Raw genomic sequence first — 23,152 nt, forward strand, 5'->3', positions numbered from 1 at the left:
CATCCGCGAGAAGGACGGCCATGACGAACCCTATCTGTTCGTCGACACGCCGGCAGGGCTGCTCACCTGCGTGCAGATGGGGACGATCGAGTTCCATGGTTGGGGCGCGCGGATCGAGGATGTCGAGAAAGCCGATCGGCTCGTCTTCGATCTCGATCCCGATGAGGGGCTGGACTTCCAGAATGTCGTCTCGGCCGCCTTGCATGTCCAGGACGTGCTCGCCCAGATGGGCCTCACCACCTTCCCGATGGTGACTGGCGGCAAAGGCGTCCATGTCATCGCGCCGCTTACTCCCTCCGCCGAATGGCCCGTGGTGAAGGACTTCGCTCATCGCTTCGCCCTGGCGCTCGCGCAGGCCGAGCCGGAACGCTTTACCGCGGCCCTAGCCAAGGCGAAACGGACGGGCCGGATCTTCATCGACTATCTGCGCAACCAGCGCGGCGCGACGGCGGTGATGCCGTACAGCGCGCGGACCCGCGAATATGCGCCGATCGCGGTGCCGCTGACGTGGGAGGAACTGCGCGACCTCGACAAACCCTCGCACTGGCATATCGGTGACGGGGCGGAGATGGTGAAGCGCGCGGCGTCGAAGAACCTTGCGCATTGGGGGCGCGCCGATCAGGTCCTCCCCGACCTGTGATCGTCGCGACCTACAATGTGAACGGCGTCAACGGCCGCCTGCCGGTGTTGGTGCGCTGGCTGGCCGAGCGCCAGCCGGACATTGTCGTCCTGCAGGAGCTGAAGGCGCCTCAGGAGAAATTTCCGCTGAGCGCGATCCGCGACCTTGGCTATGATGCGATATGGCACGGCCAGAAGAGCTGGAACGGCGTCGCGATCCTCAGTCGCGTCGGCGAGATCCACGAAACGCGCCGCGGCTTGCCGGGCGATCCCGATGACACGCACAGCCGCTACATCGAAGCGGCAGTCAACGGCATCCTGATCGGCGGCCTCTATCTGCCAAATGGCAATCCCCGCCCCGGACCCAGGTTCGACTATAAGCTGCGCTGGTTCGAACGGCTGATCGAGCATGCGGCCGGACTGCTGGAAACCGGCTTGCCGGTGATGCTCGCCGGCGACTTCAACGTCATGCCGACCGAGCTCGACGTCTATAAGCCCGAGCGCTGGCTCGACGACGCGTTGTTCGCGCCCGAAGTCCGGGCCGCTTATTTCCGTCTGCTCGACCAGGGCTGGACCGACGCGCTGCGCACGATCCACCCGGGCGAGGTGATCTACACCTTCTTCGACTATTTCCGGAACGCTTATGCGCGAAACGCTGGCCTGCGCATCGACCATCTGCTGCTGAGCCCGGTGTTGGCCGATCGCCTCGTTGACGCGCAGGTCGACCGGCATGTTCGCGGCTGGGAGAAGACGAGTGATCATGCGCCGGTCTGGGTTGAGCTTGCCGACAAGCCGAAGCGTCGCCGCAAGCCGGCGACGGCCGCCGCCGAAGCTGGAGCACCTTTATGAAAATCGAGAGCTTCGTCCTGCCCGAACACGACTGGGTGCCGAACAACCCGCGGTTACCCGTGCTGGTCTATCGAGGCGCGGTCGCTGCCGGAGACTGCGAGGAAGCCGCGAAAGCCTTTGAAACGGTGTTCGAGAAGAACGGTTGGCCCCCGCAGTGGCGCGACGGCGTCTACGACTATCACCATTATCATTCGACCGCGCATGAGGCGTTGGGCGTCGCGGCCGGCACCGCGACCCTCACGATCGGCGGCCCCGGTGGTCTCGATATTCATGTCGCGGCGGGCGACGCACTGGTGTTGCCGACGGGCACTGGTCATCGGAGCATCGAGGCCAGCGACGACTTTGTCGTCGTCGGCGCCTACCCCCGGGGGCAGAATTGGGACATCCGGCGCGACGCCCCGGACGAGGAAGCACGCCAGCGTATGGCCGCCCTGCCTATCCCCGAGGCTGATCCTGTCGCGGGCAAAGCCGGTCCCTTGGTCGAGTTGTGGACCTGATACCCGGCGCCCTGAGCAGAGGTGCCGACTGCACCTAGCGCAGCTGGCTGTCCTTGCTGCCTCGCCGGTTGATGCCCACGCTGCGAATGCTCGCATCGCGCTTCGATTGGCAGGCTACGCAAGTCCGCGTTCCGGGAAGCGCGGCACGGCGCGCGGCCGGAATATCCTCGCCGCAATCGTCACATTCGTCGCTGCCTTCGCCCGCCGGCATCATCACCCGTGCGCGCAGCACCGCGTCCATGACCGTGTCGTCGATCTGATCCTGCACGGCGCCGTCGCGCGCCCAGCCATTTGCCACTTTCTCGCTCTCCGCGCGCCTTCGTTCGATCCGTTGAGATAAGAACACCTGACGGGATGCAAAGATCTGCGGAGCCCGAGAGGCTCCCGTATTTTTTGTGCGGCAAACCTCTTGAAGGCCGCTTCGGTGAAATTATGTTTTTCAGTGCCGGGCGCCGTGTTCGGGTCCGGTCGGACATAGAGGGCGTCGGCTCTTCTGCACCGGCGCAACTCATGTCCAGATCGCTTCACATGGAGGATTTGGAAATGAGAACTGCTTTCGACTTTACCCCCTACCGCCGTTCGACGGTCGGCTTCGACCGGTTGTTTAACATGCTCGAGTCCGGGCTGCGCGAGGATGACGGCTATCCGCCCTTCGACATCGTCAAGGAAGGCGAGGACAGCTACCGGATCACGCTCGCCATCGCGGGCTTCCGGCCGCAGGACATCGAGATCGTGGCGCAGCAGAACCAGCTTACTGTCACCGGCAAGCGCGCCGATGATGACGGTAAGGGCGACTATCTGCAGCGCGGGATCGCCGCGCGTCCCTTCGAGCGGCGCTTCCAGCTCGCCGACTTCATCGAGGCGGGCGACGCGCGCTTCGACAACGGCTTGCTCTCGATCGCGCTGAAGCGCGTCGTTCCCGAGGCGATGAAGCCGCGCAAGATCGAGATCGGCGGCGCACCCGCCGCGAACGATCGGCTCGAAGCGCCGACGGACGAGGATCGTCAGGCGGCCTGATCGCCCTGCCGGCCGACACCGCTGACGGCGGTGCCGGCCGGCTATTTACCGGGTTCGACTAGCCCAAGCCCACTCCGCAGCCACCGCTCGATTGCGGCGACAAGGTGGCGCTGCTCAATTTCGCTCAATACCCGCCCCGCCGGGATGCCATGCCATTTCGCGAGGCAGCCCCGGCAACAGGTCGCGGTCGCGTGCTGGGCGACGAACGCCGGATGCCCGCGCATCGGCGTCTGCTTGCCGTCATTCGCCGGCCGAGCGGGCGCCAGACGCTTCACCACGAAGGCTGCGGCATGCTCCAGCACCACCTCCATGCCGCGATCCGTTAGATAGGCGGCATCCTTCGCGTTCAGCCGGAAGCGCGCGCGGAAGGGCGAACCCGCAAGCCTCGGGAACACGTCGTCCAACGCCCGCATCAGCGCGCCTGCGCCAGCGACCGCTCGAGCACTGCGTCCAGTCGATCGATCACGTCGGCCCGGCTCGCCATCTTCGGAAGCTCGCGGCGGGTGAAGTGCTGCAGCCGGCGAACATCGCGTAGCGGCAGCCGTAAGGTCAGCACCGCCCGGTCGAGGGCGGTACGCTCGATCACGTCAGCTTGCTTGTCGGCGGCGAGAAAGTGCTCGAGCAGCCGTTTGCGCGCGGCGAAGCTCCAGCCTAGCGCGGCGAGTTCATCGGGAGATAGCGCCAGCAGAGCCAGCGCTACCTCCATGACATCGGCGAAGGGAAGCGGCACGTTGATAATGCGGCCGCCACGCTCGCGCCAGCGCCGGAGCGGACCCCGTGTCACTGCAGCGTTGGCGGCTGCGCGCCGTCCAGCGAGCGCAGTGCGGCCAGGATATCGTCGATCGGCACTGGCTGCCGCGCGCCGGGCGGCTTGCGAAGTGCGGGCGCGCCTTCGACCGCGACGCGATCGGACGCCCATGATGCGAGGATCGCGCGCTTGACCTCGGGCTCGAGTGTCGGATGTTCGGCAACGTCGAACGGATGGAGATAGCGGGAAACAGGCTGCGACATGACTGTGCCTCCTTTGGTTTCAGGTCGCTGCAATGTTTCGGACCGACCCGGTCGGCCCGTAAGAAAATTTGGAAAGCCTTCGCGCGTGGTCAAGAGGTGTATTGCCCGACGCCCACAGTTCTTCACTTAACTCCTGCGTCGGTGCCGAGAGCTTCGAACCAGTCGGCATAGATTGTGGTGCGCGCCATATGTCGATTGAGATCGGGACCGCCATCGTCCCACCAGACCGGGCCGCGTTCGCCAAGCGCACGCTTGGCGCGGTCAACCGCGGCATGCGCTTCGTGTTCGGCGGGTGCGTTGCCGGCGCGTTTCGCGACCCCGACAGAGCGGCGGGCCTTCATCAGCTCGCTGACGAGCTTGGCGCGCTTTTCCGGATCGAGCGCTGGGTTCGATGTTCGCCAAAGGCGCCCGCGAACCACGAAATAGCGACCGTCGGGCGTGACCGGATATTTGCCCGTCTGCGCGGACGAGGGATCAGCCTTTCTTATCGGGCAGGCCCTTGCGCTTCGTGCTCGCGAACTCCTCGAGCTGGTCCTCGGTCATGGACTTCTCCATCTGCTTGGAGGCGCCTTTCAGCTTGGACTTCGGCTCCTCGCCGCGCTTGGCGGCGAGCGCCGCACCGGCGGCTTTCTGCTGGGCCTTGGACGTTGCGGGCATGATCGATCTCCTTCCCGCCAGATAACGCTTGAGCGGTCATCCCGTTCTGGAAAGCGCACGTTCTTTGTCGGACAGGCTGCGGAAGGTCACCGACCAGCGCGGATCGGACATGGGCGCGATGCTATGTTCCCACTCGTGCCGAATCTGGCCCGTGAGGTGATAGATCGAGCGCGGCGCCAGCGGCGCGCTCGACCGCTCAAAGCCTTTGCCCACCCGGCGGCGGAAGCGCATCGTGGCGGCGTGGCCGAGCGAGATGCCCACGACATGCTCGAACACCGGCCGATCTTTGTGCCACCCGATGCCGGCGCCGGGATCGTAGCGGATAACGAGCGCCTGGATCAGGTCGGCGGCGTCGAGACCGGCGAACTGCGCGGCGCGGGCCTTGATTTGCTCCAGCCAGCACGGGATCGGCTCGGCCGGCGCGAAGCGGCCGGTTTCGAAATCGTAGCTCCAGCCGAACGAGCGGGTCAGCCGCTTGCCCGTCCACTGCTGGAACTTGAATGGGCTGAGGCCGACATCGTCGATCCGCGCGATCAGCGCCGTTTCTTCGGCAGGCGTGACGAACGCCTCACTCAAGGCGAGCCCAGGCCTTGTCGGAGCGCCGAAAAGATCGGGCATCGCGTTCATCGCTTCCAGCCGCGGCCGCCCTCGACGCCGCCCCGCGCGCGCAGCAACGCGCCCAGCGGTCGCCCCCGCAGCGTACAAGCGGCGACCACGCGATCATAGCTTCGCCGACCGGCGCGGCACTGGATCGGCTGACCGAGCACCAGCCGGGCGAGCCGCTGCTTGGCCGCCATGCCGCCACGCTCGTGCAGCTCCGGCGCGTAGAAGTCCGCCAGCCGGATCTCGATCCAGCGGTCGGGGCGACCGGCTGGGCCGACGCAGAGGCCATCGCCGTCGCCGACATAGCGAACGATGCCGCTGAAGGCCGTGCCCTTCGTCGGAAGCGGCCCCTCGCAGGGGTCGGCGAGCGCCGGCGCCGCCCACAGGCAGCCCGACAGAGCGATCGCTAGATAGGACGCGAAAAATCGAGACATGCGAAGCGGGTCGACGCTGTCAGAGCGCCAGCGCCTGCTGCACCGCCCGGCTTGCACCGCCGGTGATGTCTTCGACGACGAACGTGCGCGCCGGCGGCGTTTCCAGGAGATCGATCTCCGGCACGCTATGGTCGAGCCATTGCCTGACCTGGCGGCGATGAATGATCGCGCCGTGGCGTGCCTGATAGCGGGCGACCTCGGGGTTGGCGGCGACGGTGACGACGCGGTAGCAAAGCGGCCAGTCGCCCATCGCCGGCTCCCGGCCCGCGGCGAGATAGAAATGATTGCCGCCATCGAGCGTCACCCGGTAGCGCTTCTTGCCCACCGTCATGTGGAATTCGCTGGCCGGGATCAGGCAGCGATGGCTCGGAAAAGTCTGTCCTTCCGAACGCACGAAGCGGATCGTCTCGCCGTCACTGAACCGCGGGTTGGAACCCCAGGCCGCCTCAACCATCTCGATTTCGCTGGCATCGTCCGGGTTTCGCCGGATGATGGCGCGGCGGCTGCCGAGCGGCGCGTCCGAATCGAAGGGGGTGGCCGAGTCCATGGCGAGAACATAATGCGAACGATGAAGAGTCGCAAGGAAGGCTGAAGTCTCGTGTGCAACGATTACAGACTTGAGGTGGACATCGCCTCGATCGCCGAGGACTTCTCGGACCTGAAGATCAAGATCAAGATGCCCGAAGGCACGCCGAACGTCGCCGCCCGCGAGGACATCAAGATCAGCGATACCGCTCCGATCGTGCGCACCGTGGAAGGCGAGCGCGGCGCTGGCGAGCTGGTGAACCGCCGCTGGAGCTGGCCGAGCCCGGGCGGCAAGCCCGTCTACAATTTTGTCTCCGAGGATCGCGAATTCACGTCGGGCCGGTGCCTCATCCTCGCCGACGGCTTTTACGAGTTCACCGAGCCGATGCCCGGCGAGAAGCGCAAGACCAAGTGGCTGTTCACCTTGAAGGATCACGACTGGTTCTGCATCGCCGGCATCTGGCGCGCGCATCCCGAGGTCGGCGAGGCTTTCACCATGCTTACGATGGCGCCCGGAGAGGATGTCGCACCCTATCACCATCGTCAGATCATTCCCCTGGCCCGCGATCAATGGGCCGACTGGCTCGACCCCGACGTCCCCGCGCACGATGTGCTCCGTGCGCTTCCCAAAGGCAGCTTGCCGGTCACTCGCATCTATCCGCCACAGACCGCGCAGGCGGCACTGCTCTGATGCCCGACGCCAACTCGCTCGACCGCTTCGTCGAGGCCCAGACGCTCAGCTATCCTACCGCGCTCGCCGAGATCCGGCGCGGCGCCAAGCGTTCACACTGGATCTGGTACGTCTTCCCGCAGATCGCCGGTCTCGGCCGCAGCACGACGGCGTGGCATTTCGCGATCCGCTCGCTCGACGAAGCTCGCGAGTATCTCGATCATCCGGTGCTCGGTGCCCGCTATATTGAAAGCGTCACCGCGCTGCAGAACCTGTCGACCAGCGATCCGGTCGCCGTGTTCGGCGAGATCGACGCGATGAAGCTGCGATCATCGCTGACCCTCTTCGAGGTGGCGCGGCCGAGTCCCCTGTTTGCGGCGGCACTTGATCGCTGGTTCGCCGGAAAGCGGGACGACGCTACGCTGTCGATACTGAAGGACGCGCCAGCCTCGGGCTGACGCTTCCCCTCGATGGCAGCCGGTGTCAGGCGTCGACGTGACGCCCTTCGGCGAATTCCTCGACGAGCTTGGCGCAGAACGCCGGCAGGTCGTCCGGCTTCCGGCTCGTCACTAGGCCCTCATCGACCACAACTTCCTGATCGACCCAATTGCCGCCGGCATTCTCGATGTCGGTGCGCACGCTTGGAAAGGACGTCAGCGTGCGGCCTTCGACGACATCGGCTTCGACCAAGAGCCAGGGGCCATGGCAAATGACGCCGACCGGCTTCTTCTGGTCGAAGAAGGCTTTGACGAACGCGACCGCGTCGTCGGCGGCGCGCAGCTTGTCGGCACCGACGCAGCCGCCGGGAATGATCACTCCGTCGAAGTCATCGGCGGACACGTCGTCGAAGGTCTTGTCGACCGCATACTCGCCGCCGGGATCGAGGTCGTGATTGTTGGTCTTTGCCTGCCCGCTCTCGAGACTGATTACGGTTACGCTGGCGCCTGCCTGTTCGACAGCTTCCTTGGGTTGGACGAATTCCGGCTCTTCGGTGCCGCGCGGTGCGATGAGGATCGCGATCGATTTGCCTTCGAGGGACATGCTCAGCCTTTCGGTTCTACGCCTTTGGGGGGACGATGCTTTTGGGAGCCGACAGGCTGTCGGCATGGAGCGAGAACCGCTCGGACTCGCGAGGCGTTCCCCAGCGCGACCAAACTGGACGCGTTCACAGATCAAGGCCATTGAACCAGCGACACTCCTTGCCGCGAGCGATTGATGGAGGTGCTATGCTTTGAAGAAATATGCCGTCAGCGCGCTAAAGCGCACTTTTGGGCACAAGCGGCACTTCAATGCCCTGCTGGTTTTCAGCGCCATAGCGTTCGAGTATTGTTGAGTAACTACGTCAGGCGGGCCGTAGCAAAACTAGCTGCAAAGAGACCGTCGTGACTCACATCCAGGCATCAAACGGGCCCAAATATCTCACCAATCGAGAAGCTGCATCCTTCTTGCGGCTCTCTCCGCGTACGTTGGAAAAGCAACGTGTGGTGGGCGGTGGCCCGCCATTTAAGAAGTTTGGAAGCAGGGTTCTATATGATGAGGCCGACCTTCAAGAGTGGGCCAATAAAAGAACCTTCGACAACACGGGTGTCTATAAAGCCGCCAAGTAATTTCAGCCTGCCAAAGTAATGGTGCGGGCGGTCGGACTCGAACCGACATGGACTTCTCCGGTGGATTTTGAATCCACTGCGTCTACCATTTCGCCACGCCCGCAACGTGGACTTCATTACTTTAATATATCTATCGTTCTTCTTTCATCAAATCTACAGCATCGCCAAGCATTCACTTCGGCGAAGCCCTCGCTCCAGCAGCCCTCTACCCCTCCCCTCGGCTCACCGAAAGCATGATTTCCTCGTCCGTCAAACGGACGGGGCATTCCGAGCTACGATCGCATTCGCCACAGCTTGATTTTTCCCGGCTCCTATGTGGCTCCTAGCGCAAAATCGATCAATTTTCATGCCAGCCCAAAATCACCGGTAGGGACTTGAAATCTAAACAAAACTCCTTTCACCGCATAGAACGAACACACCGTCGCAACACGGCTTTTTGAGTCGGACGCGTCTACCAATTCCACCACAGGGGCACGCAGCAGCGCGGTTAGCGGAGCGGAGGCGCCGCCGCAACTCCATCGATGCGGGCGGCCCGCCTCAGTCGAAATGACGCGGCGCACCCCATTCATTGACCACCGGCCAGGATGCCTGGGTGTAGAAGATCAGCAGCACCAGCCATCCGATGACCGGCACGAAGAAGAGCAGCAGCCAGCCCGCGCCATGATTGGCATCGTGCAGCCGCCGCACCGCCACCGCGATCGTCGGGATCAGCATCCCCAGCCAGAACATCATCGAGAGGAAGCCGCCATTCCAGTCGGCCATGCCGACGAGGCCCCAATTGTAGGTCTGCCAGTTCCGGTCGAATCGACCGAAGCCCAGCAACTGATCGATCAGCGCGAACAGCAGCCAGCCGGCGATCAGGAAGAGCATAAACAGCCAGAATTCTCCCCGATCGGATCGTCCGCGAAAATCGGCGTAGCGACGGATCGGGGTCAGCATCTCGGTCATGGCTCGGTCCTCATGCGCGCGGCGATCGCCATGGCCAGTCTAGCGCGTCCGCGACAGGGATGCGACTAACGCAATCGCAACCACGGAGATCCGCGATCGTCCCGCTGGCGCAGCCAGGGATTTCGTTCGACGCAGGAATAAGAAGCAGTGGCGGACTTTGCCTAGCCGAGCGAAAGGCTGCCCAACAGCAGAACGAAGCCTTCGACGAGCAGCCAGACGGCAGCGAGCAGGCCATAGACGATCGCAAGCCCCCGCCTGAGCGTGCCCGCCGCATAGCCTGCCGCGACGGCACATGCGAAACCCGATGCCCATGCGATGCGCCAGCCGGCTCCCCAAATGATCCCCAACAGGATCTGGGCCAAGGCGAAGGCAAGCGAACCGGCGACAAGAGCAGCGATGCCACGCCGCAGCGGCGTGGGCGTATCGGCCAACGCCGCCACCCTTCGGTATCTCGATCGCCAACGGTTCATCGGGCGAGCTTAGCCCCGACCGCGTTCATGAGCACTCAGACCATCTCCACGCATCCCCCCACATCTCCCCGGGGCCGCTCCGTATCAGTTTGTCGGAGCCCGCCGCCGATAGCTGAGCGCCTCGGCGACATGCCCCCGCATCACGCCATCCGAGCCGGCGAGATCGGCGATCGTGCGCGATACCCGCAGCACGCGATGATAGCCGCGCGCGGAGAGGCGCAGCGCCTCGGCCGCCTGCGCCAGCAGCGCGCGCCCGCCTTCATCCGGCGTCGCCACGCGATCGAGCAGGGCGCCGTCCGCCTCGGCATTGGTCCGCACATTTTCCTCCTCGTAACGTGCCGTCTGCACGGCACGCGCGGCCGCGACCCGGCGGCGCACTTCCGCGGATCCCTCCGCCGGCGGCGGAAGCACCAGATCGGCGGCGCTGACACCCGCCACCTCCACATGCAGATCGATCCGGTCGAGCAGCGGGCCGGAGACCTTCGCCTGATAATCGGCGGCGCAGCGCGGCGCGCGCGAACAGGCCTGGCCAGGATCGCCGAGATGCCCGCAGCGGCACGGGTTCATCGCCGCCACCAGCTGCACACGCGCCGGAAAGGTCACATGGCTGTTGGCCCGCGCCACGGACACGCGCCCCGTTTCCAGCGGCTGGCGCAACGAATCCAGCACGGCGCGCTGGAATTCGGGCAATTCGTCCAGAAACAGTACGCCCAGATGGGCGAGGCTCACCTCGCCCGGCTTCACGCGCAGCCCCCCGCCCACCAATGCCGCCATCGAGGCGGAATGGTGCGGGCTGCGAAAGGGCCGCGCGCGGGACAATCGCCCGGCCTCGATCGTACCCGAAACGCTCGCCACCATCGATACTTCCAGCGCCTCCGCCGGCGTCAGCGGAGGGAGAATGCCGGGCAGGCACGCCGCCATCAGCGATTTGCCCGCGCCGGGCGGCCCCACCATGACGAGATTATGTCCGCCCGCCGCCGCAATCTCCAGCGCACGCTTGGCCGTCTCCTGCCCCTTCACCTGGCGCAGATCGGGGCCTTCCGCCGCCTCCTCCGCCACGCCCGGCTCCGGCGCGACCAGCGCGCCCACGCCACGCAGATGATCGAGCAAAGCCATCAGATCGGGCGCCGCGACGACCTCCACCGATCCCGCCCATGCCGCCTCCGCGCCCTGCGCCGCGGGACAGATCAGGCCCAGTGACCGCTCGGAAGCATGGATCGCCGCCAGCAGCACGCCCGGCGCGGCGGCGATCCGCCCGTCCAGCCCCAGTTCGCCCACCACGAGATAGGCGGCGAGCGTCTCTGCATCGATCACGCCCATCGCGCCGAGCAGGCCCAGCGCGATCGGCAAGTCGTAATGCGATCCCTCCTTGCGCAGATCCGCCGGCGAGAGGTTCACCGTGATGCGTTTGGGCGGCAGCGCGAGGCCGATCGCCTGCAAGGCGGCGCGCACGCGCTCGCGGCTCTCGGCCACGGCCTTGTCGGCCAGGCCGACCACCACGAAGGCGGGCACGCCCGGCGCCACCTGCACCTGAACCTGCACGGCCCGCGCCTCCAGCCCCAGGAACGCCACCGTCGAAACGTGCGCGACCAAGCCCGCTCTCCCCCTCTGCCCCATGCCGGTGATAGCGGCTTTCGCGGGGGGAACAACGGGGGAACGATGCCGCGCCTTCACGCCCGCGGCCCGCCCGCCATATCGGCGCGGCGCTGCCCCGCCTCAGCAATCCGTCGCAGCGGGGAACCTTCCGGCACCGCCGCGACTTGCTAACGTCATGACCAGAGCCCCATATTCCGTGTCATGAAAGCGAAGTCCGAACATGTCCGGCTTTGCCTGCTCGGCGCAGGGTGGATCCTCGTCCTGCTGTCGCCCATCGTCGGTGCGCTGCCTGGCCCCGGCGGACTGCTGCTGTTCGTGCCGGGCATGGTTCTGCTGCTTCGCAACTCGGCCTGGGTCCGCAGGCGCTATGCCCGGCTCAAGCGGCGCTGGCCCAAGGCCGGCAATGCCTGCGATCATGCGATGCGCCGGCAGAGCGCGCTGCGGCGCAGGCAGATCGCCAAGGGGCGGGTGGCACCTCGCTGAGCCGCCATGCGGATTGACTTTCGGCCGGCTTGCCCATAGTGGCAGCGCCCTGACGGCCGCCGTTCTTTTCGGCGGCCTTTTGCATTGCGGGTTGCCGGTCGTTCCGGCGCCACGACGCCAGAAGGATTGATTGAGATGAAGCGGACCTTCCAGCCGAGCAACCTGGTGCGCAAGCGTCGCCACGGTTTCCGCGCGCGCAGCGCCACGCCGGGTGGCCGCAAGGTGCTCGCCGCCCGCCGTGCGCGCGGCCGCGCCAAGCTTTCCGCCTGAGCGAGACTCAACAGCAGCCGTCGGCATCGCTGCGGGGTCTTCGGCAGAGGTCCGAATTTCTCGCGGCGAACGGCGGCAAGCGAGTCGCGATGCCCGCTTTCGTCCTTCTCGTCCGCCCGCGTGGCGATGGCGATGAAGCGCTCGGCATGGGCTTCACGGTCACCAAGAAGATCGGAAACGCCGTGATCCGGAATCGGATCAAGCGGCGTTTTCGTGCGCTTGCCCGCACTCTCTATCCGCAGGATGGGGTGGCGGGGGCCGATCATATCCTGATCGGCCGTTCGGCGGCGCTCACCCGCGAACATGCCGATCTCGTCCACGATCTGCGCAAGGCGCTCGGCCGCATCCGGCGCGATCTCGGCAGATGACGGCGCGGCCGCCCGCGCGTCTCGCCGCGCTTCCGATCATCTGGCTCGCCCGCTTCTGGCAGCTCGGTCCTTCGCGCCTGCTGCCACCAACCTGTCGCTATTCTCCATCATGCTCGGCCTATGCGATCGAGGCATTGACGCGCTATGGGGCGCTCGCCGGCTCTTGGCTGGCGGTCAAACGCCTGTGCCGCTGCCACCCCTGGGGCGGATGCGGCCACGATCCGGTCCCCTGATCCGAGGTTCTTGAAGAAACGTGCAAAATCAGCGCAACCTGATCCTGGCCATCGTGCTGTCCGCGATCGTGCTCATCGGCTGGACCTTCCTGGCCGAGAAATTCCTGCCGCCATCGAATCCACCCGCGACGAAGATCGTCGACGGCAAGGTTGTGCCGCTGCCCAAGCCGGAGGCGATGCCCGACAGCAGCGCCACGATCCGCGATCGCGCGCTCGTGCTGCGCGAAACCCCGCGCGTCGCGATCAAGACGCCGCGCCTGGAAGGCTCGATCAATCTCAAGGGCGCCCGGATCGACGATCTCGTTCTGCTCGATCATCGTGAGACGATCGCGAAGAATTCACCTCCTGTCCGGCTGCTTTCGCCGGGCGGCACCCCGGATGCCTATTTCGCGGGCTTCGGCTGGACGGCCGACAATCTGGCCGTCCCCACCAGCGATACGCAGTGGACGGCGGACGGCACGCTGCTGACGCCGGAGAAGCCGGTCACGCTGCGTTGGGACAATGGCCAGGGCCAGCGTTTCGCGATGCGCTTCGCGATCGACGCCAACTATCTCTTCACGATCACGCAGACGGTGGAGAATGTCGGCCCCAGGCCGCTTGGCGTACGCCCCTTCGGCCTCGTTAGCCGCGTCGGCGTATCCAAGGATCCGTCGAGCTGGACGATGCACACCGGCCCGATCGGCACGTTCGATGGCGCCACCGATTATTCCGTGAGCTTCAAGGATCTCGACAAGGCGGGCGCCGCCGGCGAGCGCTTCCAGACGACCGGCGGCTGGATCGGCTTCGGCGACAAATATTGGCAGACCGCGCTGGTCCCCCAGCAGAATCTGGCCGTCGACGCCGGCTTCCGCGCGGGCGAAGGGCAGCGCTATCAGGCCGATATCGCGCAGCCCACGCAGAATGTGCCGGCCCATGGCACCGCCACCAACGTCCAGCGCTTCTTCGCGGGGGCCAAGGAAGTCGCGGTACTGGATGCCTATGAGGCACAGGGCATCACGAAGCTGGATCGCGCGGTCGACTGGGGCTGGTTCGTCTGGTTCGAGAAGCCGATCTTCTATCTGCTCGACTGGCTGTTCCGCCATGTCGGCAATTTCGGCGTCGCGATCATCCTGCTCACCTGCATCGTGCGCGCCCTGCTCTTCCCGGTCGCGCAGCGCCAGTTCGCGTCGATGGCCTCGATGCGCAAGGTGCAGCCGAAGATGAAGGCGCTGCAGGACCGCCACAAGGATGACAAGCCGCGCCTCCAGCAGGAGATGCTGAAGCTCTATCAGACGGAAAAGGTGAATCCGCTCGCCGGCTGCCTGCCCATCTTCATCCAGATGCCGATCTTCATCGCGCTCTATAAGGTGCTGATGCTGTCGATCGAGATGCGCCACCAGCCCTTCGCGCTGTGGATCAGGGATCTGTCGTCGCCGGATCCGCTCACGCCGGTCAATCTCTTCGGCATGCTGCCCTTCGATCCGCCGGGCTTCCTCCATCTGGGTGTTCTGGCGATCCTGCTCGGCGTCACCATGTGGCTCCAGTTCCGCCTGAATCCGCCAGCCGGCGATCCCGCGCAGCAGCAGGTGATGGCGATCATGCCGTGGATGATGATGCTGTTCTTCGCGCCGCTCGCGGCGGGCCTGCAGCTTTATTACGTCGCGAACAACCTGCTCAGCCTCGCCCAGCAGCAATATCTCTATGCGCGCACGCCGGGCCTGAAAGAGAGCATGTCGGCGCAAGCGGCGGGCAAGTGAGCGAGATCGGGGATCCGGGCGCGGCAGGCGCCGAGGAGCGGATCGAGACGGCGCGCAAGCTGTTCGCCGGCCCGATCTCCTTCCTGAAATCCGCGCCGGGCCTGCAATATCTGCCAGAGGCGAACCTGCCCGAGGTGGCCTTTGCCGGCCGCTCGAACGTGGGCAAATCCTCGCTGCTGAACGCGCTCACCAATCGCAACGGCCTTGCCCGCACATCGAACACGCCCGGCCGCACGCAGGAACTGAACTTCTTCGAGGTGGGCGAGCCGCCCGTCATGCGCCTTGTCGACATGCCGGGCTATGGCTTTGCCGAGGCGCCCAAGGATGTGGTGCGCAAATGGCGCTTCCTCGTGAACGATTTCCTGCGCGGCCGGCCCACGCTCAAGCGCGCGCTGGTGCTGGTCGATAGCCGCCACGGCCTCAAGAAGGTCGATCTCGAGATGATGGAGATGCTGGACAAGGCCGCCGTCTCCTATCGCCTCGTCCTCACCAAATCGGACAAGATCAAGGCCAGCGAACTGGCCGCGGTCAGCGCCGCCACCGCTGCCGAAGCGCGCAAGCATGCCGCCGCCCACCCTGAAATCCTCGCCACGTCGAGCGAGAAAGGCGGCGGCATTCCGGAACTGCGCGCCGCGATCCTCGATGCAATGACGGCCTGAGGGCACCGCCTCCCGCAATTTCGTCGCGCGTGCCCGGGCCGGTCGCGCGGTGCAACGCCTTCGTCGCAACCCTGCAATCGTTTCGCCCGTAAACTGCTTTGCGCGCGCCGATCGTTCGGCGCGGCATCGCCGGTGGGAGGGCGACGTGGCCTATATCGATTTCAGTCTCAAGGCGCCCGAGGCGCCTCCGGTGAAGCCCGTCGCGACGCCCGCGCCGCGAGCGCCGCGCGCGCTTCCCGCCCAGCGGATCGATAGCCCGCGCGCCGCCCTCTGGATCGCGCTCGGCATCGGCGCGGTCGTCGCCGCCCTGTTCTTCGCGCTCGCCTTCGTCTCGATCGGGGAGCCGGTGACGGCCGGCCTCGTCACGATTCTCCTGCTGCTCCCCGCCGCCGCGCTGTTCGGGGGCGATGGCCGCCGCCGCCGCTGAGGATCAAGGCGCCCATCGCCGACACCACAGCCTCGACGAACCAGCCAAAGGCCCGCTAAAGGCGGGGCCATGCTCAAGCTCTTCATCGGCAACAAGGCCTATTCCAGTTGGTCGCTCCGGGGATGGCTCGCCGTCCGCCAGTCGGGCCTGCCGTTCGAGGAGATCGTCGTCCCCCTCTACGACGATGAATGGGACAGGCGGCGCGAGGGCGCCGAATTCGCGCCCTCCTCGGGCAAGGTGCCGATCCTGTGGGATGGCGATGCCGTGGTTTGGGATAGCCTCGCCATCATCGAATATCTTTCGGACAAGGTAGGCCGTGATGTCTTCTGGCCGAAAGAGGAGGCCGCCCGCGCCTGCGCGCGATCGATGGCGGCGGAGATGCACTCCAGCTTCGTCGCGCTGCGCCGCGAATATAGCATGAATGTGCGCCGCTCCTTTCCGCCCGCTCCGGTCAGCCCCGAAGCGGCGGCGGATATCGAGCGGATCGTCTCGCTCTGGGCGGAGGCACGCTCGCGCTGGGGCAGCGGCGGCCCCTTCCTGTTCGGCACCTTCTCGGCCGCCGACATCATGTTCGCGCCCGTCGTCACGCGCTTCATCACCTATTCGCTGCCCATTCCGCGCTTCGCCGCTGTCTATGGCACGGCCGTCCTCACCCATCCCTTCATGGGGGATTGGCTCGCGGATGCGCAGGATGAGCCATGGGTGATCGAGAAATTCGAGCAGCCGGTCGCATGATGCCACTCATCGATCCGCTCGAATTCGCGCAGGCGCTGATGGCCTGCAACAGCGTGACGCCGGCCGATGGCGGCGCGCAGGCCGTGCTGGCCGATGCGCTCGCCTCGATCGGCTTCGAAGTCCATCGCTTCAGCCATGGCGAGGCGCCGGACGGCCCGATCGAAAATCTCTTCGCCACGCGCGGCAGCGGCGGCCGCCACTTCGCCTTCGCCGGCCACACCGATGTCGTCCCACCCGGCGAGGGCTGGGAGAGCGATGCCTTCCTGCCTTCCATCCGGGGCGAACTGCTCTACGGGCGCGGCGCGGTCGACATGAAGGGCGCGATCGCCGCCTTCGTCGCCGCCGCCTCGCGCGGACAGCCGGATGAAGGCATCGTCAGCCTCATCATCACCGGCGACGAGGAAGGCCCGGCCACCTGGGGCACGAAAGCACTGATGGCGTGGATGACCGAAAAGGGCATCCGGCCGGACATGATCCTGGTGGGCGAGCCCACCTCCTCGTCGCGGCTGGGCGATACGGTGAAGATTGGCCGGCGCGGCTCGGTCAACATGTGGATCGACGTGCCCGGCGTGCAGGGCCATGTCGCCTATCCGCATCTGGCCAGCAATCCGATCCCGGCACTGGCCACGGTGCTGCACAGCCTTACCGCGATGCATCTCGATTCGGGCACGGACTGGTTCCAGCCCTCCAATCTCGAGATCACCGATATCGAGACGGGCAATCCGGCTGCCAACGTCATCCCCGGCCATGCCCGCGCCCGGCTCAACATCCGCTTCAACGATCTGCACAGCGGCGCGGACCTCGTCGATCGCGTGCGGGAGATCGTCTCGGCGGAGGCGCCGGAGGCGACGCTCACGTCGCGCATCTCGGGTGAGGCGTTCCTCACCGCACCCGGCCCGCTTTCCACACTGGTTTCGGAAGCGATCAGCGATGCGACCGGCCTCGCCCCGGATCTTTCGACCAGCGGGGGCACCTCCGACGCGCGCTTCCTCTCGAAGATCGCGCCGACGGTGGAGTTCGGCCTCGTCAACGCCACGATGCACAAGCTGGACGAAGCCGTGGCGATCCCCGATCTGCGCACGCTGGCGGATATCTACGCCTCGATCATCTCGCGCGCGCTCGCGGGCTGAGCCCGCTTCCGCGACGCGCCAAGGCTATTCGCAGATCGGTTTCCCGCACGAGGAAACACCGGACGTCAATCGCCGGAGCTCGTCTCGGGCGACCTGGGTCCGGCCTTCGCTCTCGCTTGCCGTCATGCACACGCGATGCCGCTTCACCAGCGAACCGGTTTCCAGTTCATAGTGACAGATCCGCGCCGGCTTCCTGCCATCCACGACGATGTCAGATGCCGTACCGGCCGGCCCCGAGGCGAGAGTGGCATTTCGCGTGGTGCCCCCCTTCCGGCTGGACGGGGGCGCCTTCGCCGCCGCCACGGCCTTGCTCCAGTTGGCCGTTTCCGCTTCCCAGGCTTTCCTGCGCGCATCGGCGGCGGCGGTCTGCTCGTCGTGCAGGCGCACGGCGGCTTCGAATGCCGCGCGATCCTTCGCATATTGCGCTTCGGCCACCCTTACCTGCGCATTGTGCGCGTCGATCGCCTCCAGCCGGGTACGGATAGCGTTGTTGAGCCCCGCGACCTGAGGGTCAGGCGCGCCTTCCTCTTTCGCGATCGCACCGGCAACCGGAGCCCCCTCCTCCTTCGGCGGCGGCGCCTGCGCCCCCGCATGCGCGACAGTCAAACCCGCCAGAAACAGCCCCCAAAGCCTCATGACATGCCCCCCAACGCATCATGACATGTGGGCAGCTTAATCGGATGGGGAGGCTTTTCCTATCGCGTCCTGCGGCGTCGCAACCCGCCCGCGCTCAGCGCTTCCGCCGCAGCACCACATAGAGCGCACCCGCCCCACCATGCCGGGGATGGGCATTGCGCACCGCCGCGATCCTCCCCGCATAGGGCGACAAAGCCAGCCAGTCCCCGATGCTCGCGCGAATCAGGCCGCGGCGCGGTTCGATATCGCCACGGCGCGGGGGCCGGCCGGTCACCACCAGCAGCAGCCGCGTGCCATCCGCTATGGCGCGCGCCAGCGCCTGTTCCAGCGCCGCGTGCGCGCCCGCCAGATGATGACCGTGCAGATCGATCGATCGATCCGGCGCCACAAGGCCACGCGCGAGCCGCTTGTCCCACCCGCCATCCAGCGTTTCGCCGGGCATGGCTTTCGCGGCGGCCGCAGGCGCGGGGCGCGGTGCCGATACCCGCGCGGCCGGAGCGGCGGGCATGGGAACGACGTCCTCCGGCACAGGCGGCATTCCGGCCTCGCGCCGCTCAATCCGACCCAGTGGCCGCACCGTCGCCGCTACGCGCGCCCACAGGCCGCGCTCCTCAGCGGTCAGCCGTCGTTCGCGCACCTGCCCCCCGCACGCCCGGATTTCTCAGCGCGATTCTCGTCAGAGCGCCCTTGGGCAGCAGCAGCAGCGCCTGACCACGACCGGACATGCCGCCGGCGATCGTGCGCGCGGAAACGCCCGCACCCCAGAAGGTGTCGACGCGATTCGCACCCTTGATCGCGCCTCCCGTATCTTGCGCCACCCACAGGCCGCTCGCCTCAGGACGATCCAGCGACAGCAGGATAGGCGCACCCAGCGGGATGAACTTGGGATCGGCCGCGACGCTGCCCCGCCCGCTCACGGCCACACCAAGCGCCCCGATCGGCCCGGCACCGGTCAGCTCGCGGAAGAAGACGAAGCTCTTATTCTCGTCCAGCACAGCCTTGGTCTGATCGGGATGTCCCCGCAGCCACGCCATCATGCCCTGCATCGATGTCGCATAATCGGTGCCCGGGCCGATCAGCCCGCGTTCGCGCATCACCTTGCCGATGCCCACATATTCGCGGCCATTCTGCCCGTCATAGCCGATGCGCATCACCGTGCCGTCGGGCTGCACCAGCCGGCCCGATCCCTGGATCTGGAGAAAGAAGAATTCGATCGGATCGCGCGCCCAGGCGATCTCCAGCCCCTTGCCGTCCAGCACACCGCCATCGATCGCTGCGCGATCATGATAAAGCTGGAAGCGCCCGTCGACGATCCGCCCGCGCTGCTTCCGGCCGGTCGGCGTTCCGCTCAGGGTGCCGGGATCCACTTCCACCAGATCGTCGGGCCGGCGATAGACCGGAGTGTCATAGCCCGGAACATGCGTGCGCGATCCCGCAATCTCCGGCTCGTAATAGCCGGTCGCGAAGGCCTTTCCGTCGCCCACGATCACCGCATCGAACCACTGCGCGAAGAAAGCGGGCCCGTCTATGTCGAGTCGCCCCGCCGCATCGTCGCACGCGGCGGCCCAGTCCTGCGGCAGCGTCAGTCCGCTGGCATCGGTGCGACGCACCAGCACCGGACAGGAAAGCCGGAATGCCGCCATCGCCTTGCGTGCATTTTCGGGCGTGAGGCCCAGCGAGTCGATCGGCGGCCCCGGGCGCGTGCCCAGTTCGGCCGCCGTCTGCGGCCCGGCCGGCTCGGGCTTTGGCTTCGGTGCCGATGTGGCGGGCTTGTGCGCCGGCGGCGCCGGCCTGTGTGGCCTCGGCGATCCGGCGCAGGCCGCCAGCGCCAGAAGCATCGCGAGAGCCGCGATCCTGCGAAAGTTCATACCCCTCATGCCGGGTTGGCCCCGGCTCAGATGGCTTCGTCAGTCTCGGTCAGCGTCCAGTTCGGATCGGGCGAGCGCAGCGCCCGGCTGAACGTCCAGACATCGTGGGTCGGCACGGCATCGGTCAGCGAGCCGGCGATCACGTTGCCCTCGGCATCGCGCGTCACGGCGGCGATGTCCGCATCGAAGCGCATGCGGATATGGGCCATCTGCCCTTCGACGACGGCATCCTCGATCTGGGCGTTTTCAATCGTGACCAGACGATTGTCGAGCACATGACCAGCCGCCTTGCGATCGGCGATCGCGGCGGTGAAGGCATCGGCCACCTCGCCATCGACGAGCTGGTGCAGCTCCTCCTCGTCACCACGCCAGAAGGCTTCCAGAATCATCCGATAGGCGCCCTTCGCGCCCTCCACGAAATGGGCGACGTCGAATTTCGGATCGGCGGCGGAGATCGTCCGCAGCCCGGCAACGGCGGCGGGCGTGTTCGAAAGATCGGGGCCGATCGGCACGGCTATGTCCTTGCCCGGCACGGCGACCGGCACGGTGCTGCGCGCGGAAGGCACACGCTCCAGCGGCTTGGTGAGGGTCTGCTCATGGCCCGTCCGCCGCCCGAGCACGCTCCACAAGCGCAACGCGACGAAAACAAACACCATTGCGAGGACGATTACCGTGGTCACCCAGCCTCCTGCCAGCACCGACACTGCGACGCGTACAACCCAACATAGGCGCACGGCGCGCGAGATTCAAATTTCCCGCCATCTATACGATGGCGATGGCCGGCGGGTTCCGCATTGCCCTGCCCCACAGGGGCTGCTAGCTCGCGGCCCGCATCGTCCAAGCACGATGCCATCCGACAAGTCAGTACAGGAAAGCAAGTGGCCATGGCCGAAGATTTTGCGGAAACCGGCAGCACCGTGGATGCGCAGGCCAATGGGCTGGACGCGGGTCCGCAGCTCGGCATGCTGACACAATATGTGAAGGATCTCTCCTTCGAAAATCCGAACGCGCCCGCCGTCTATCAGTGGCAGGAACAGCCGCAGATCGACGTGCAGTTCAACATCGGCACGGTTTCGCCGGCCGAGGGCGTGCATGAAGTGGCGATGAAGATCGAGGTTCGCGCGGTCGCTTCGGGCAACACCGCCTTCGCGCTGGAGCTGGTCTATGCCGGCCTTTTCGCCGCACAGAATGTCCCGGAAGAGATGCTGCACCCGTTCCTCTACGCCGAGGCACCCCGCCTGCTCTTTCCGTTCGCGCGCCGCATCGTCGCCGAAACGATCCGCGACGGCAATTTCCCGCCGCTGCTGCTCGATCCCATCGATTTCGGCTCGCTCTACCAGCAGCAGACCGCGCAGGCCGCCGCGCTCGCCGGCGCGGAGCCGGCCGGCCAGGCCTGATCGCCTCGCGCCTGTCCCTCCCCGTTCGCGCTGAGCCCGTCGACGTGCCGGCCCCTTCCTTCCTGCCGGGCGGGAGGGAGGGCCGCTCGGCCGGCACGGCGCAAACGGGGCCGATCCCCGGCACCCCCGCATGAGCCTCGTCCGCAATACGGCCACGATCGGCGGGCTCACGCTTGTCAGTCGCATCGCCGGCTTCGTCCGCGATATGCTGATGGCGCAGTTCGTGGGCGCGGGCTTCGCCAATGATGCGTTTCTGATCGCCTGGCGCCTGCCCAATCTGTTTCGCGCCCTGTTCGCCGAGGGCGCCTTCGCCTCCGCGTTCGTGCCGATGTTCAATCGCGAGGTGGGGCGCGAGGATGGCGGCCTGCCGGCCGCGCTCGACTTTGCCGAGCAGGTCCTGGCGATCCTCTTTCCCATCCTGCTCGTCTTCACGATCCTGATGATGGCGGCCACCGCGCCGATCGTCTGGGCGATGACCGGCGGCTTTCCCGATGGCGGCCCGGAAAAGTTCGCGCTGGCGGTGTCGCTCACCCGCATCACCTTTCCCTATCTCGCGCTCATCAGCCTCGTCTCTCTGCTGGGCGGCATCCTGAATTCGGTCGATCGCTTCTGGGTGAATGCCGCGGCGCCGATCCTGCTGAACATCTGCATGATTATCGGCCTGCTCTTCTTCCGGGGATCCACCCCGATCGAGACCGCCTATACCCAGGCCGTCTCGGTCACCGTCTCCGGCGTGGCGCAATTATTGTGGCTGATGTGGGCCTGTGCGAGGGCCGGGACGTCGCTCAAGATCCGCCGCCCGCGCCTCAATCCCAAGGTGCGCCAGCTGCTCCACATCATCTGGCCGGCGGCGCTGGGCGCGGGCGCCGTGCAATTCAATCTGCTCATCTCCACCAGCCTTGCCGCGCGCTTCCTGCCGCAGGGCGCGGTTTCCTATCTCTATTATGCGGACAGGCTGAATCAGCTGCCGCTCGGCCTGATCGGCATCGGCGTCGGCACGGCGATGTTGCCGGGCCTGTCGCGCCAGATTGCGGGCGGGGACACAAGCGGCGCGAACACCACCCAGAATCGCGCGATCGAGCTTTCGCTGGTGCTGACGCTCCCCGCTACGGCCGCCCTGATGGTCGCCGCCTTCCCGATCATCCAGGCACTGCTGCAGCATGGCGCGTTCGGGGCGGCCGACACGCTCGCCAGCGCGCATGCCCTCGCGGCCTTCTCGCTCGGCCTGCCGGCCTATATCCTCATCAAGGTGCTGGTGCCGGGCTTCCACGCGCGGACCGATACGCGGACGCCGGTGCGCATCGCACTCGTCGCGATGCTCGCCAATCTCATCGGCAATCTCATCCTGATCTGGCCGCTCCAGCATGTCGGCCTCGCGCTTTCCACCGCGATTTCGGCCTGGGTGAATGCCGGGCTGCTCTACGCGACCCTGCATCGGCGCGGCCATTTCCGGATCGATGACCGGCTCAGGCGGTCGCTGATCCGGCTGACGCTGGCCACCCTGGCGATGGCGGCGCTGCTCCTGGCGGTGGCGCCATGGACGACTCCGCATATGAGCCGCGGCCTGCTCGAGCGCGCCCTGTGGCTCGGCGCGCTGATGGCGGCGGCGGGCATCGTCTATTTCGGGGCGGCGATCCTGCTCGGCGCGTTCCGCCCGGCGGAGCTGAAGGCCCAGCTCCTGCGCCGCCGCAAATAGGAACGGCGCCTC

Annotated in this window: 34 protein-coding genes, 1 tRNA gene and 1 pseudogene; 18 read left to right on the forward strand and 18 right to left on the reverse strand. The window is 66.4% G+C overall.

All coding sequences use genetic code 11. The features are described 5' to 3' along the window. The 3 genes and pseudogenes from DI605_RS15360 to DI605_RS15370 all read left to right on the forward strand — a co-directional run. Positions 1 to 640, forward strand: a pseudogene (locus DI605_RS15360) (ATP-dependent DNA ligase); the annotation flags it as partial. Beyond that, complete coding sequence (gene xth / locus DI605_RS15365) at positions 637 to 1,467, forward strand: exodeoxyribonuclease III (protein ID WP_293975644.1); 831 nt, start codon at positions 637 to 639, stop codon at positions 1,465 to 1,467. The pseudogene DI605_RS15360 and the gene xth, both read left to right, overlap by 4 nt. After that, positions 1,464 to 1,964 carry a cupin domain-containing protein gene (locus tag DI605_RS15370; RefSeq protein WP_293975646.1) on the forward strand — a complete coding sequence of 167 codons (501 nt, stop codon included), beginning with the start codon at positions 1,464 to 1,466 and terminating at the stop codon, positions 1,962 to 1,964. The genes xth and DI605_RS15370 overlap by 4 nt, the downstream gene beginning before the upstream one ends. Positions 1,965 to 1,998: 34 nt before the next feature. On the opposite strand, the gene DI605_RS15375 is transcribed toward DI605_RS15370, so the two are convergent. Next, positions 1,999 to 2,262 carry a DksA/TraR family C4-type zinc finger protein gene (locus DI605_RS15375; protein ID WP_293975648.1) on the reverse strand — a complete coding sequence of 88 codons (264 nt, stop codon included), beginning with the start codon at positions 2,260 to 2,262 and terminating at the stop codon, positions 1,999 to 2,001. A gap of 245 nt (positions 2,263 to 2,507) precedes the next feature. Here DI605_RS15375 and DI605_RS15380 point away from each other — a divergent pair, with 245 nt between their 5' ends. After that, positions 2,508 to 2,981 (forward strand): Hsp20 family protein, encoded by a 474-nt coding sequence (locus tag DI605_RS15380; protein WP_293976021.1) that lies wholly within the window; start codon positions 2,508 to 2,510, stop codon positions 2,979 to 2,981. Between the two features lie 41 nt (positions 2,982 to 3,022). On the opposite strand, the gene DI605_RS15385 is transcribed toward DI605_RS15380, so the two are convergent. The 8 genes from DI605_RS15385 to DI605_RS15420 form a co-directional block, all read right to left on the reverse strand. After that, on the reverse strand, positions 3,023 to 3,394 hold the full coding sequence (locus tag DI605_RS15385) for a DUF4186 domain-containing protein (RefSeq protein ID WP_293975650.1): 372 nt from the start codon (positions 3,392 to 3,394) through the stop codon (positions 3,023 to 3,025). Next, entirely contained in the window at positions 3,394 to 3,711 is a 318-nt protein-coding gene (locus DI605_RS15390) for a hypothetical protein (RefSeq protein WP_293975652.1), read from the reverse strand. The genes DI605_RS15385 and DI605_RS15390 overlap by 1 nt, the downstream gene beginning before the upstream one ends. A 50-nt stretch (positions 3,712 to 3,761) precedes the next feature. Then, positions 3,762 to 3,992: a hypothetical protein gene (locus tag DI605_RS15395; protein WP_293975654.1), complete on the reverse strand. Its 231-nt coding sequence runs from the start codon at positions 3,990 to 3,992 to the stop codon at positions 3,762 to 3,764. 122 nt (positions 3,993 to 4,114) lie between these two features. Further along, complete coding sequence (locus DI605_RS15400; protein WP_367120062.1) at positions 4,115 to 4,333, reverse strand: hypothetical protein; 219 nt, start codon at positions 4,331 to 4,333, stop codon at positions 4,115 to 4,117. Between the two features lie 133 nt (positions 4,334 to 4,466). Next, positions 4,467 to 4,649, reverse strand: coding sequence for a DUF3008 family protein (locus tag DI605_RS15405; RefSeq protein WP_293975658.1), 183 nt, complete (start codon positions 4,647 to 4,649; stop codon positions 4,467 to 4,469). 36 nt (positions 4,650 to 4,685) lie between these two features. Beyond that, on the reverse strand, positions 4,686 to 5,276 hold the full coding sequence (locus DI605_RS15410) for an alpha-ketoglutarate-dependent dioxygenase AlkB (RefSeq protein ID WP_293975660.1): 591 nt from the start codon (positions 5,274 to 5,276) through the stop codon (positions 4,686 to 4,688). After that, on the reverse strand, positions 5,273 to 5,686 hold the full coding sequence (locus DI605_RS15415) for a nuclease (RefSeq protein ID WP_293975662.1): 414 nt from the start codon (positions 5,684 to 5,686) through the stop codon (positions 5,273 to 5,275). The genes DI605_RS15410 and DI605_RS15415 overlap by 4 nt, the downstream gene beginning before the upstream one ends. Positions 5,687 to 5,705: 19 nt before the next feature. Then, positions 5,706 to 6,233 (reverse strand): SOS response-associated peptidase family protein, encoded by a 528-nt coding sequence (locus tag DI605_RS15420; RefSeq protein WP_293975664.1) that lies wholly within the window; start codon positions 6,231 to 6,233, stop codon positions 5,706 to 5,708. Positions 6,234 to 6,284: 51 nt separating this feature from the next. On the opposite strand from DI605_RS15420, the gene DI605_RS15425 reads away from it, so the two are divergent. Both DI605_RS15425 and DI605_RS15430 read left to right on the forward strand, forming a co-directional pair. After that, positions 6,285 to 6,902 carry an SOS response-associated peptidase gene (locus tag DI605_RS15425; RefSeq protein ID WP_293975666.1) on the forward strand — a complete coding sequence of 206 codons (618 nt, stop codon included), beginning with the start codon at positions 6,285 to 6,287 and terminating at the stop codon, positions 6,900 to 6,902. After that, positions 6,902 to 7,339 carry a DUF1810 domain-containing protein gene (locus DI605_RS15430; protein ID WP_293975668.1) on the forward strand — a complete coding sequence of 146 codons (438 nt, stop codon included), beginning with the start codon at positions 6,902 to 6,904 and terminating at the stop codon, positions 7,337 to 7,339. The genes DI605_RS15425 and DI605_RS15430 overlap by 1 nt, the downstream gene beginning before the upstream one ends. A 25-nt stretch (positions 7,340 to 7,364) precedes the next feature. Here DI605_RS15430 and DI605_RS15435 read toward each other — a convergent pair whose 3' ends face one another. Continuing rightward, positions 7,365 to 7,922: a type 1 glutamine amidotransferase domain-containing protein gene (locus DI605_RS15435; protein WP_293975670.1), complete on the reverse strand. Its 558-nt coding sequence runs from the start codon at positions 7,920 to 7,922 to the stop codon at positions 7,365 to 7,367. 341 nt (positions 7,923 to 8,263) lie between these two features. Between DI605_RS15435 and DI605_RS15440 the strand changes: the two genes are divergently transcribed. Further along, positions 8,264 to 8,488 (forward strand): helix-turn-helix domain-containing protein, encoded by a 225-nt coding sequence (locus DI605_RS15440; RefSeq protein WP_293975671.1) that lies wholly within the window; start codon positions 8,264 to 8,266, stop codon positions 8,486 to 8,488. Between the two features lie 19 nt (positions 8,489 to 8,507). On the opposite strand, the gene DI605_RS15445 is transcribed toward DI605_RS15440, so the two are convergent. The 4 genes from DI605_RS15445 to DI605_RS15460 form a co-directional block, all read right to left on the reverse strand. Further along, positions 8,508 to 8,591 (reverse strand) — tRNA-Leu (locus DI605_RS15445). A 434-nt stretch (positions 8,592 to 9,025) separates the two neighbouring features. Next, positions 9,026 to 9,436 carry a DUF805 domain-containing protein gene (locus DI605_RS15450; protein WP_293975673.1) on the reverse strand — a complete coding sequence of 137 codons (411 nt, stop codon included), beginning with the start codon at positions 9,434 to 9,436 and terminating at the stop codon, positions 9,026 to 9,028. A gap of 161 nt (positions 9,437 to 9,597) precedes the next feature. Continuing rightward, positions 9,598 to 9,867: a hypothetical protein gene (locus tag DI605_RS15455; protein ID WP_293975675.1), complete on the reverse strand. Its 270-nt coding sequence runs from the start codon at positions 9,865 to 9,867 to the stop codon at positions 9,598 to 9,600. Positions 9,868 to 9,990: 123 nt separating this feature from the next. Then, positions 9,991 to 11,499, reverse strand: coding sequence for a YifB family Mg chelatase-like AAA ATPase (locus DI605_RS15460; protein WP_293975677.1), 1,509 nt, complete (start codon positions 11,497 to 11,499; stop codon positions 9,991 to 9,993). 204 nt (positions 11,500 to 11,703) lie between these two features. On the opposite strand from DI605_RS15460, the gene DI605_RS15465 reads away from it, so the two are divergent. From DI605_RS15465 to dapE, 9 genes are all read left to right on the forward strand, one after another. Beyond that, positions 11,704 to 11,985 carry a hypothetical protein gene (locus DI605_RS15465; RefSeq protein WP_293975679.1) on the forward strand — a complete coding sequence of 94 codons (282 nt, stop codon included), beginning with the start codon at positions 11,704 to 11,706 and terminating at the stop codon, positions 11,983 to 11,985. A 135-nt stretch (positions 11,986 to 12,120) separates the two neighbouring features. Continuing rightward, positions 12,121 to 12,255 carry a 50S ribosomal protein L34 gene (gene rpmH / locus DI605_RS15470; protein ID WP_293975681.1) on the forward strand — a complete coding sequence of 45 codons (135 nt, stop codon included), beginning with the start codon at positions 12,121 to 12,123 and terminating at the stop codon, positions 12,253 to 12,255. 29 nt (positions 12,256 to 12,284) lie between these two features. Further along, a complete protein-coding gene (rnpA, locus tag DI605_RS15475) occupies positions 12,285 to 12,623 on the forward strand; it encodes a ribonuclease P protein component (protein WP_293976023.1) in 339 nt (112 codons plus the stop codon). After that, positions 12,620 to 12,856: a membrane protein insertion efficiency factor YidD gene (yidD, locus tag DI605_RS15480; RefSeq protein WP_293975683.1), complete on the forward strand. Its 237-nt coding sequence runs from the start codon at positions 12,620 to 12,622 to the stop codon at positions 12,854 to 12,856. Before rnpA ends, yidD begins: the two co-directional genes overlap by 4 nt. A 20-nt stretch (positions 12,857 to 12,876) precedes the next feature. Continuing rightward, on the forward strand, positions 12,877 to 14,592 hold the full coding sequence (gene yidC, locus DI605_RS15485; RefSeq protein ID WP_293975685.1) for a membrane protein insertase YidC: 1,716 nt from the start codon (positions 12,877 to 12,879) through the stop codon (positions 14,590 to 14,592). Further along, positions 14,589 to 15,251 carry a ribosome biogenesis GTP-binding protein YihA/YsxC gene (yihA, locus tag DI605_RS15490; RefSeq protein WP_293975687.1) on the forward strand — a complete coding sequence of 221 codons (663 nt, stop codon included), beginning with the start codon at positions 14,589 to 14,591 and terminating at the stop codon, positions 15,249 to 15,251. Before yidC ends, yihA begins: the two co-directional genes overlap by 4 nt. A 145-nt stretch (positions 15,252 to 15,396) precedes the next feature. After that, a complete protein-coding gene (locus DI605_RS15495; protein ID WP_293975689.1) occupies positions 15,397 to 15,678 on the forward strand; it encodes a hypothetical protein in 282 nt (93 codons plus the stop codon). Between the two features lie 69 nt (positions 15,679 to 15,747). Next, positions 15,748 to 16,413, forward strand: coding sequence for a glutathione S-transferase family protein (locus DI605_RS15500; RefSeq protein WP_293975691.1), 666 nt, complete (start codon positions 15,748 to 15,750; stop codon positions 16,411 to 16,413). Beyond that, entirely contained in the window at positions 16,410 to 17,543 is a 1,134-nt protein-coding gene (dapE, locus tag DI605_RS15505) for a succinyl-diaminopimelate desuccinylase (protein WP_293975693.1), read from the forward strand. The genes DI605_RS15500 and dapE overlap by 4 nt, the downstream gene beginning before the upstream one ends. A 24-nt stretch (positions 17,544 to 17,567) precedes the next feature. Here the strand turns inward: dapE and DI605_RS15510 are convergent, their stop codons facing one another. The 4 genes from DI605_RS15510 to DI605_RS15525 all read right to left on the reverse strand — a co-directional run bounded on the left by DI605_RS15510 (position 17,568) and on the right by DI605_RS15525 (position 20,727). Beyond that, positions 17,568 to 18,179, reverse strand: coding sequence for a hypothetical protein (locus DI605_RS15510; protein ID WP_293975694.1), 612 nt, complete (start codon positions 18,177 to 18,179; stop codon positions 17,568 to 17,570). A gap of 94 nt (positions 18,180 to 18,273) precedes the next feature. After that, a complete protein-coding gene (locus DI605_RS15515; protein WP_293975696.1) occupies positions 18,274 to 18,816 on the reverse strand; it encodes a Smr/MutS family protein in 543 nt (180 codons plus the stop codon). Next, positions 18,791 to 20,047: a murein transglycosylase A gene (locus DI605_RS15520; protein ID WP_293975698.1), complete on the reverse strand. Its 1,257-nt coding sequence runs from the start codon at positions 20,045 to 20,047 to the stop codon at positions 18,791 to 18,793. The genes DI605_RS15515 and DI605_RS15520 overlap by 26 nt, the downstream gene beginning before the upstream one ends. 26 nt (positions 20,048 to 20,073) lie before the next feature. Beyond that, positions 20,074 to 20,727 carry a Tim44/TimA family putative adaptor protein gene (locus DI605_RS15525; protein WP_293975700.1) on the reverse strand — a complete coding sequence of 218 codons (654 nt, stop codon included), beginning with the start codon at positions 20,725 to 20,727 and terminating at the stop codon, positions 20,074 to 20,076. Between the two features lie 204 nt (positions 20,728 to 20,931). On the opposite strand from DI605_RS15525, the gene secB reads away from it, so the two are divergent. Together secB and murJ are read left to right on the forward strand one after the other, a co-directional pair. Further along, positions 20,932 to 21,444 (forward strand): protein-export chaperone SecB, encoded by a 513-nt coding sequence (gene secB / locus DI605_RS15530; protein WP_293975702.1) that lies wholly within the window; start codon positions 20,932 to 20,934, stop codon positions 21,442 to 21,444. A gap of 130 nt (positions 21,445 to 21,574) precedes the next feature. Continuing rightward, a complete protein-coding gene (gene murJ / locus DI605_RS15535) occupies positions 21,575 to 23,140 on the forward strand; it encodes a murein biosynthesis integral membrane protein MurJ (RefSeq protein ID WP_293975704.1) in 1,566 nt (521 codons plus the stop codon). Positions 23,141 to 23,152: the final 12 nt, after the last annotated feature.

This window comes from Sphingomonas sp., from assembly GCF_003248515.1.
Classification (GTDB): Bacteria; Pseudomonadota; Alphaproteobacteria; order Sphingomonadales; family Sphingomonadaceae; genus Sphingomonas_I.

Bases quoted from the DNA above. Each gene is read 5' to 3' on its own strand.
- DI605_RS15385 (WP_293975650.1), bottom strand. From the start codon at position 3,394: ATGCGGGCGTTGGACGACGTGTTCCCGAGGCTTGCGGGTTCGCCCTTC.
- DI605_RS15380 (WP_293976021.1), top strand. From the start codon at position 2,508: ATGAGAACTGCTTTCGACTTTACCCCCTACCGCCGTTCGACGGTCGGC.
- DI605_RS15510 (WP_293975694.1), bottom strand. From the start codon at position 18,179: ATGAGGCTTTGGGGGCTGTTTCTGGCGGGTTTGACTGTCGCGCATGCG.
- secB (WP_293975702.1), top strand. From the start codon at position 20,932: ATGGCCGAAGATTTTGCGGAAACCGGCAGCACCGTGGATGCGCAGGCC.
- DI605_RS15450 (WP_293975673.1), bottom strand. From the start codon at position 9,436: ATGACCGAGATGCTGACCCCGATCCGTCGCTACGCCGATTTTCGCGGA.
- DI605_RS15405 (WP_293975658.1), bottom strand. From the start codon at position 4,649: ATGCCCGCAACGTCCAAGGCCCAGCAGAAAGCCGCCGGTGCGGCGCTC.
- DI605_RS15420 (WP_293975664.1), bottom strand. From the start codon at position 6,233: ATGGACTCGGCCACCCCCTTCGATTCGGACGCGCCGCTCGGCAGCCGC.
- DI605_RS15500 (WP_293975691.1), top strand. From the start codon at position 15,748: ATGCTCAAGCTCTTCATCGGCAACAAGGCCTATTCCAGTTGGTCGCTC.
- DI605_RS15410 (WP_293975660.1), bottom strand. From the start codon at position 5,276: ATGAACGCGATGCCCGATCTTTTCGGCGCTCCGACAAGGCCTGGGCTC.
- DI605_RS15435 (WP_293975670.1), bottom strand. From the start codon at position 7,922: ATGTCCCTCGAAGGCAAATCGATCGCGATCCTCATCGCACCGCGCGGC.
- dapE (WP_293975693.1), top strand. From the start codon at position 16,410: ATGATGCCACTCATCGATCCGCTCGAATTCGCGCAGGCGCTGATGGCC.
- DI605_RS15520 (WP_293975698.1), bottom strand. From the start codon at position 20,047: ATGAACTTTCGCAGGATCGCGGCTCTCGCGATGCTTCTGGCGCTGGCG.
- yidD (WP_293975683.1), top strand. From the start codon at position 12,620: ATGACGGCGCGGCCGCCCGCGCGTCTCGCCGCGCTTCCGATCATCTGG.
- DI605_RS15415 (WP_293975662.1), bottom strand. From the start codon at position 5,686: ATGTCTCGATTTTTCGCGTCCTATCTAGCGATCGCTCTGTCGGGCTGC.
- DI605_RS15430 (WP_293975668.1), top strand. From the start codon at position 6,902: ATGCCCGACGCCAACTCGCTCGACCGCTTCGTCGAGGCCCAGACGCTC.
- rpmH (WP_293975681.1), top strand. From the start codon at position 12,121: ATGAAGCGGACCTTCCAGCCGAGCAACCTGGTGCGCAAGCGTCGCCAC.
- DI605_RS15395 (WP_293975654.1), bottom strand. From the start codon at position 3,992: ATGTCGCAGCCTGTTTCCCGCTATCTCCATCCGTTCGACGTTGCCGAA.
- murJ (WP_293975704.1), top strand. From the start codon at position 21,575: ATGAGCCTCGTCCGCAATACGGCCACGATCGGCGGGCTCACGCTTGTC.
- DI605_RS15400 (WP_367120062.1), bottom strand. From the start codon at position 4,333: ATGAAGGCCCGCCGCTCTGTCGGGGTCGCGAAACGCGCCGGCAACGCA.
- DI605_RS15370 (WP_293975646.1), top strand. From the start codon at position 1,464: ATGAAAATCGAGAGCTTCGTCCTGCCCGAACACGACTGGGTGCCGAAC.
- DI605_RS15465 (WP_293975679.1), top strand. From the start codon at position 11,704: ATGAAAGCGAAGTCCGAACATGTCCGGCTTTGCCTGCTCGGCGCAGGG.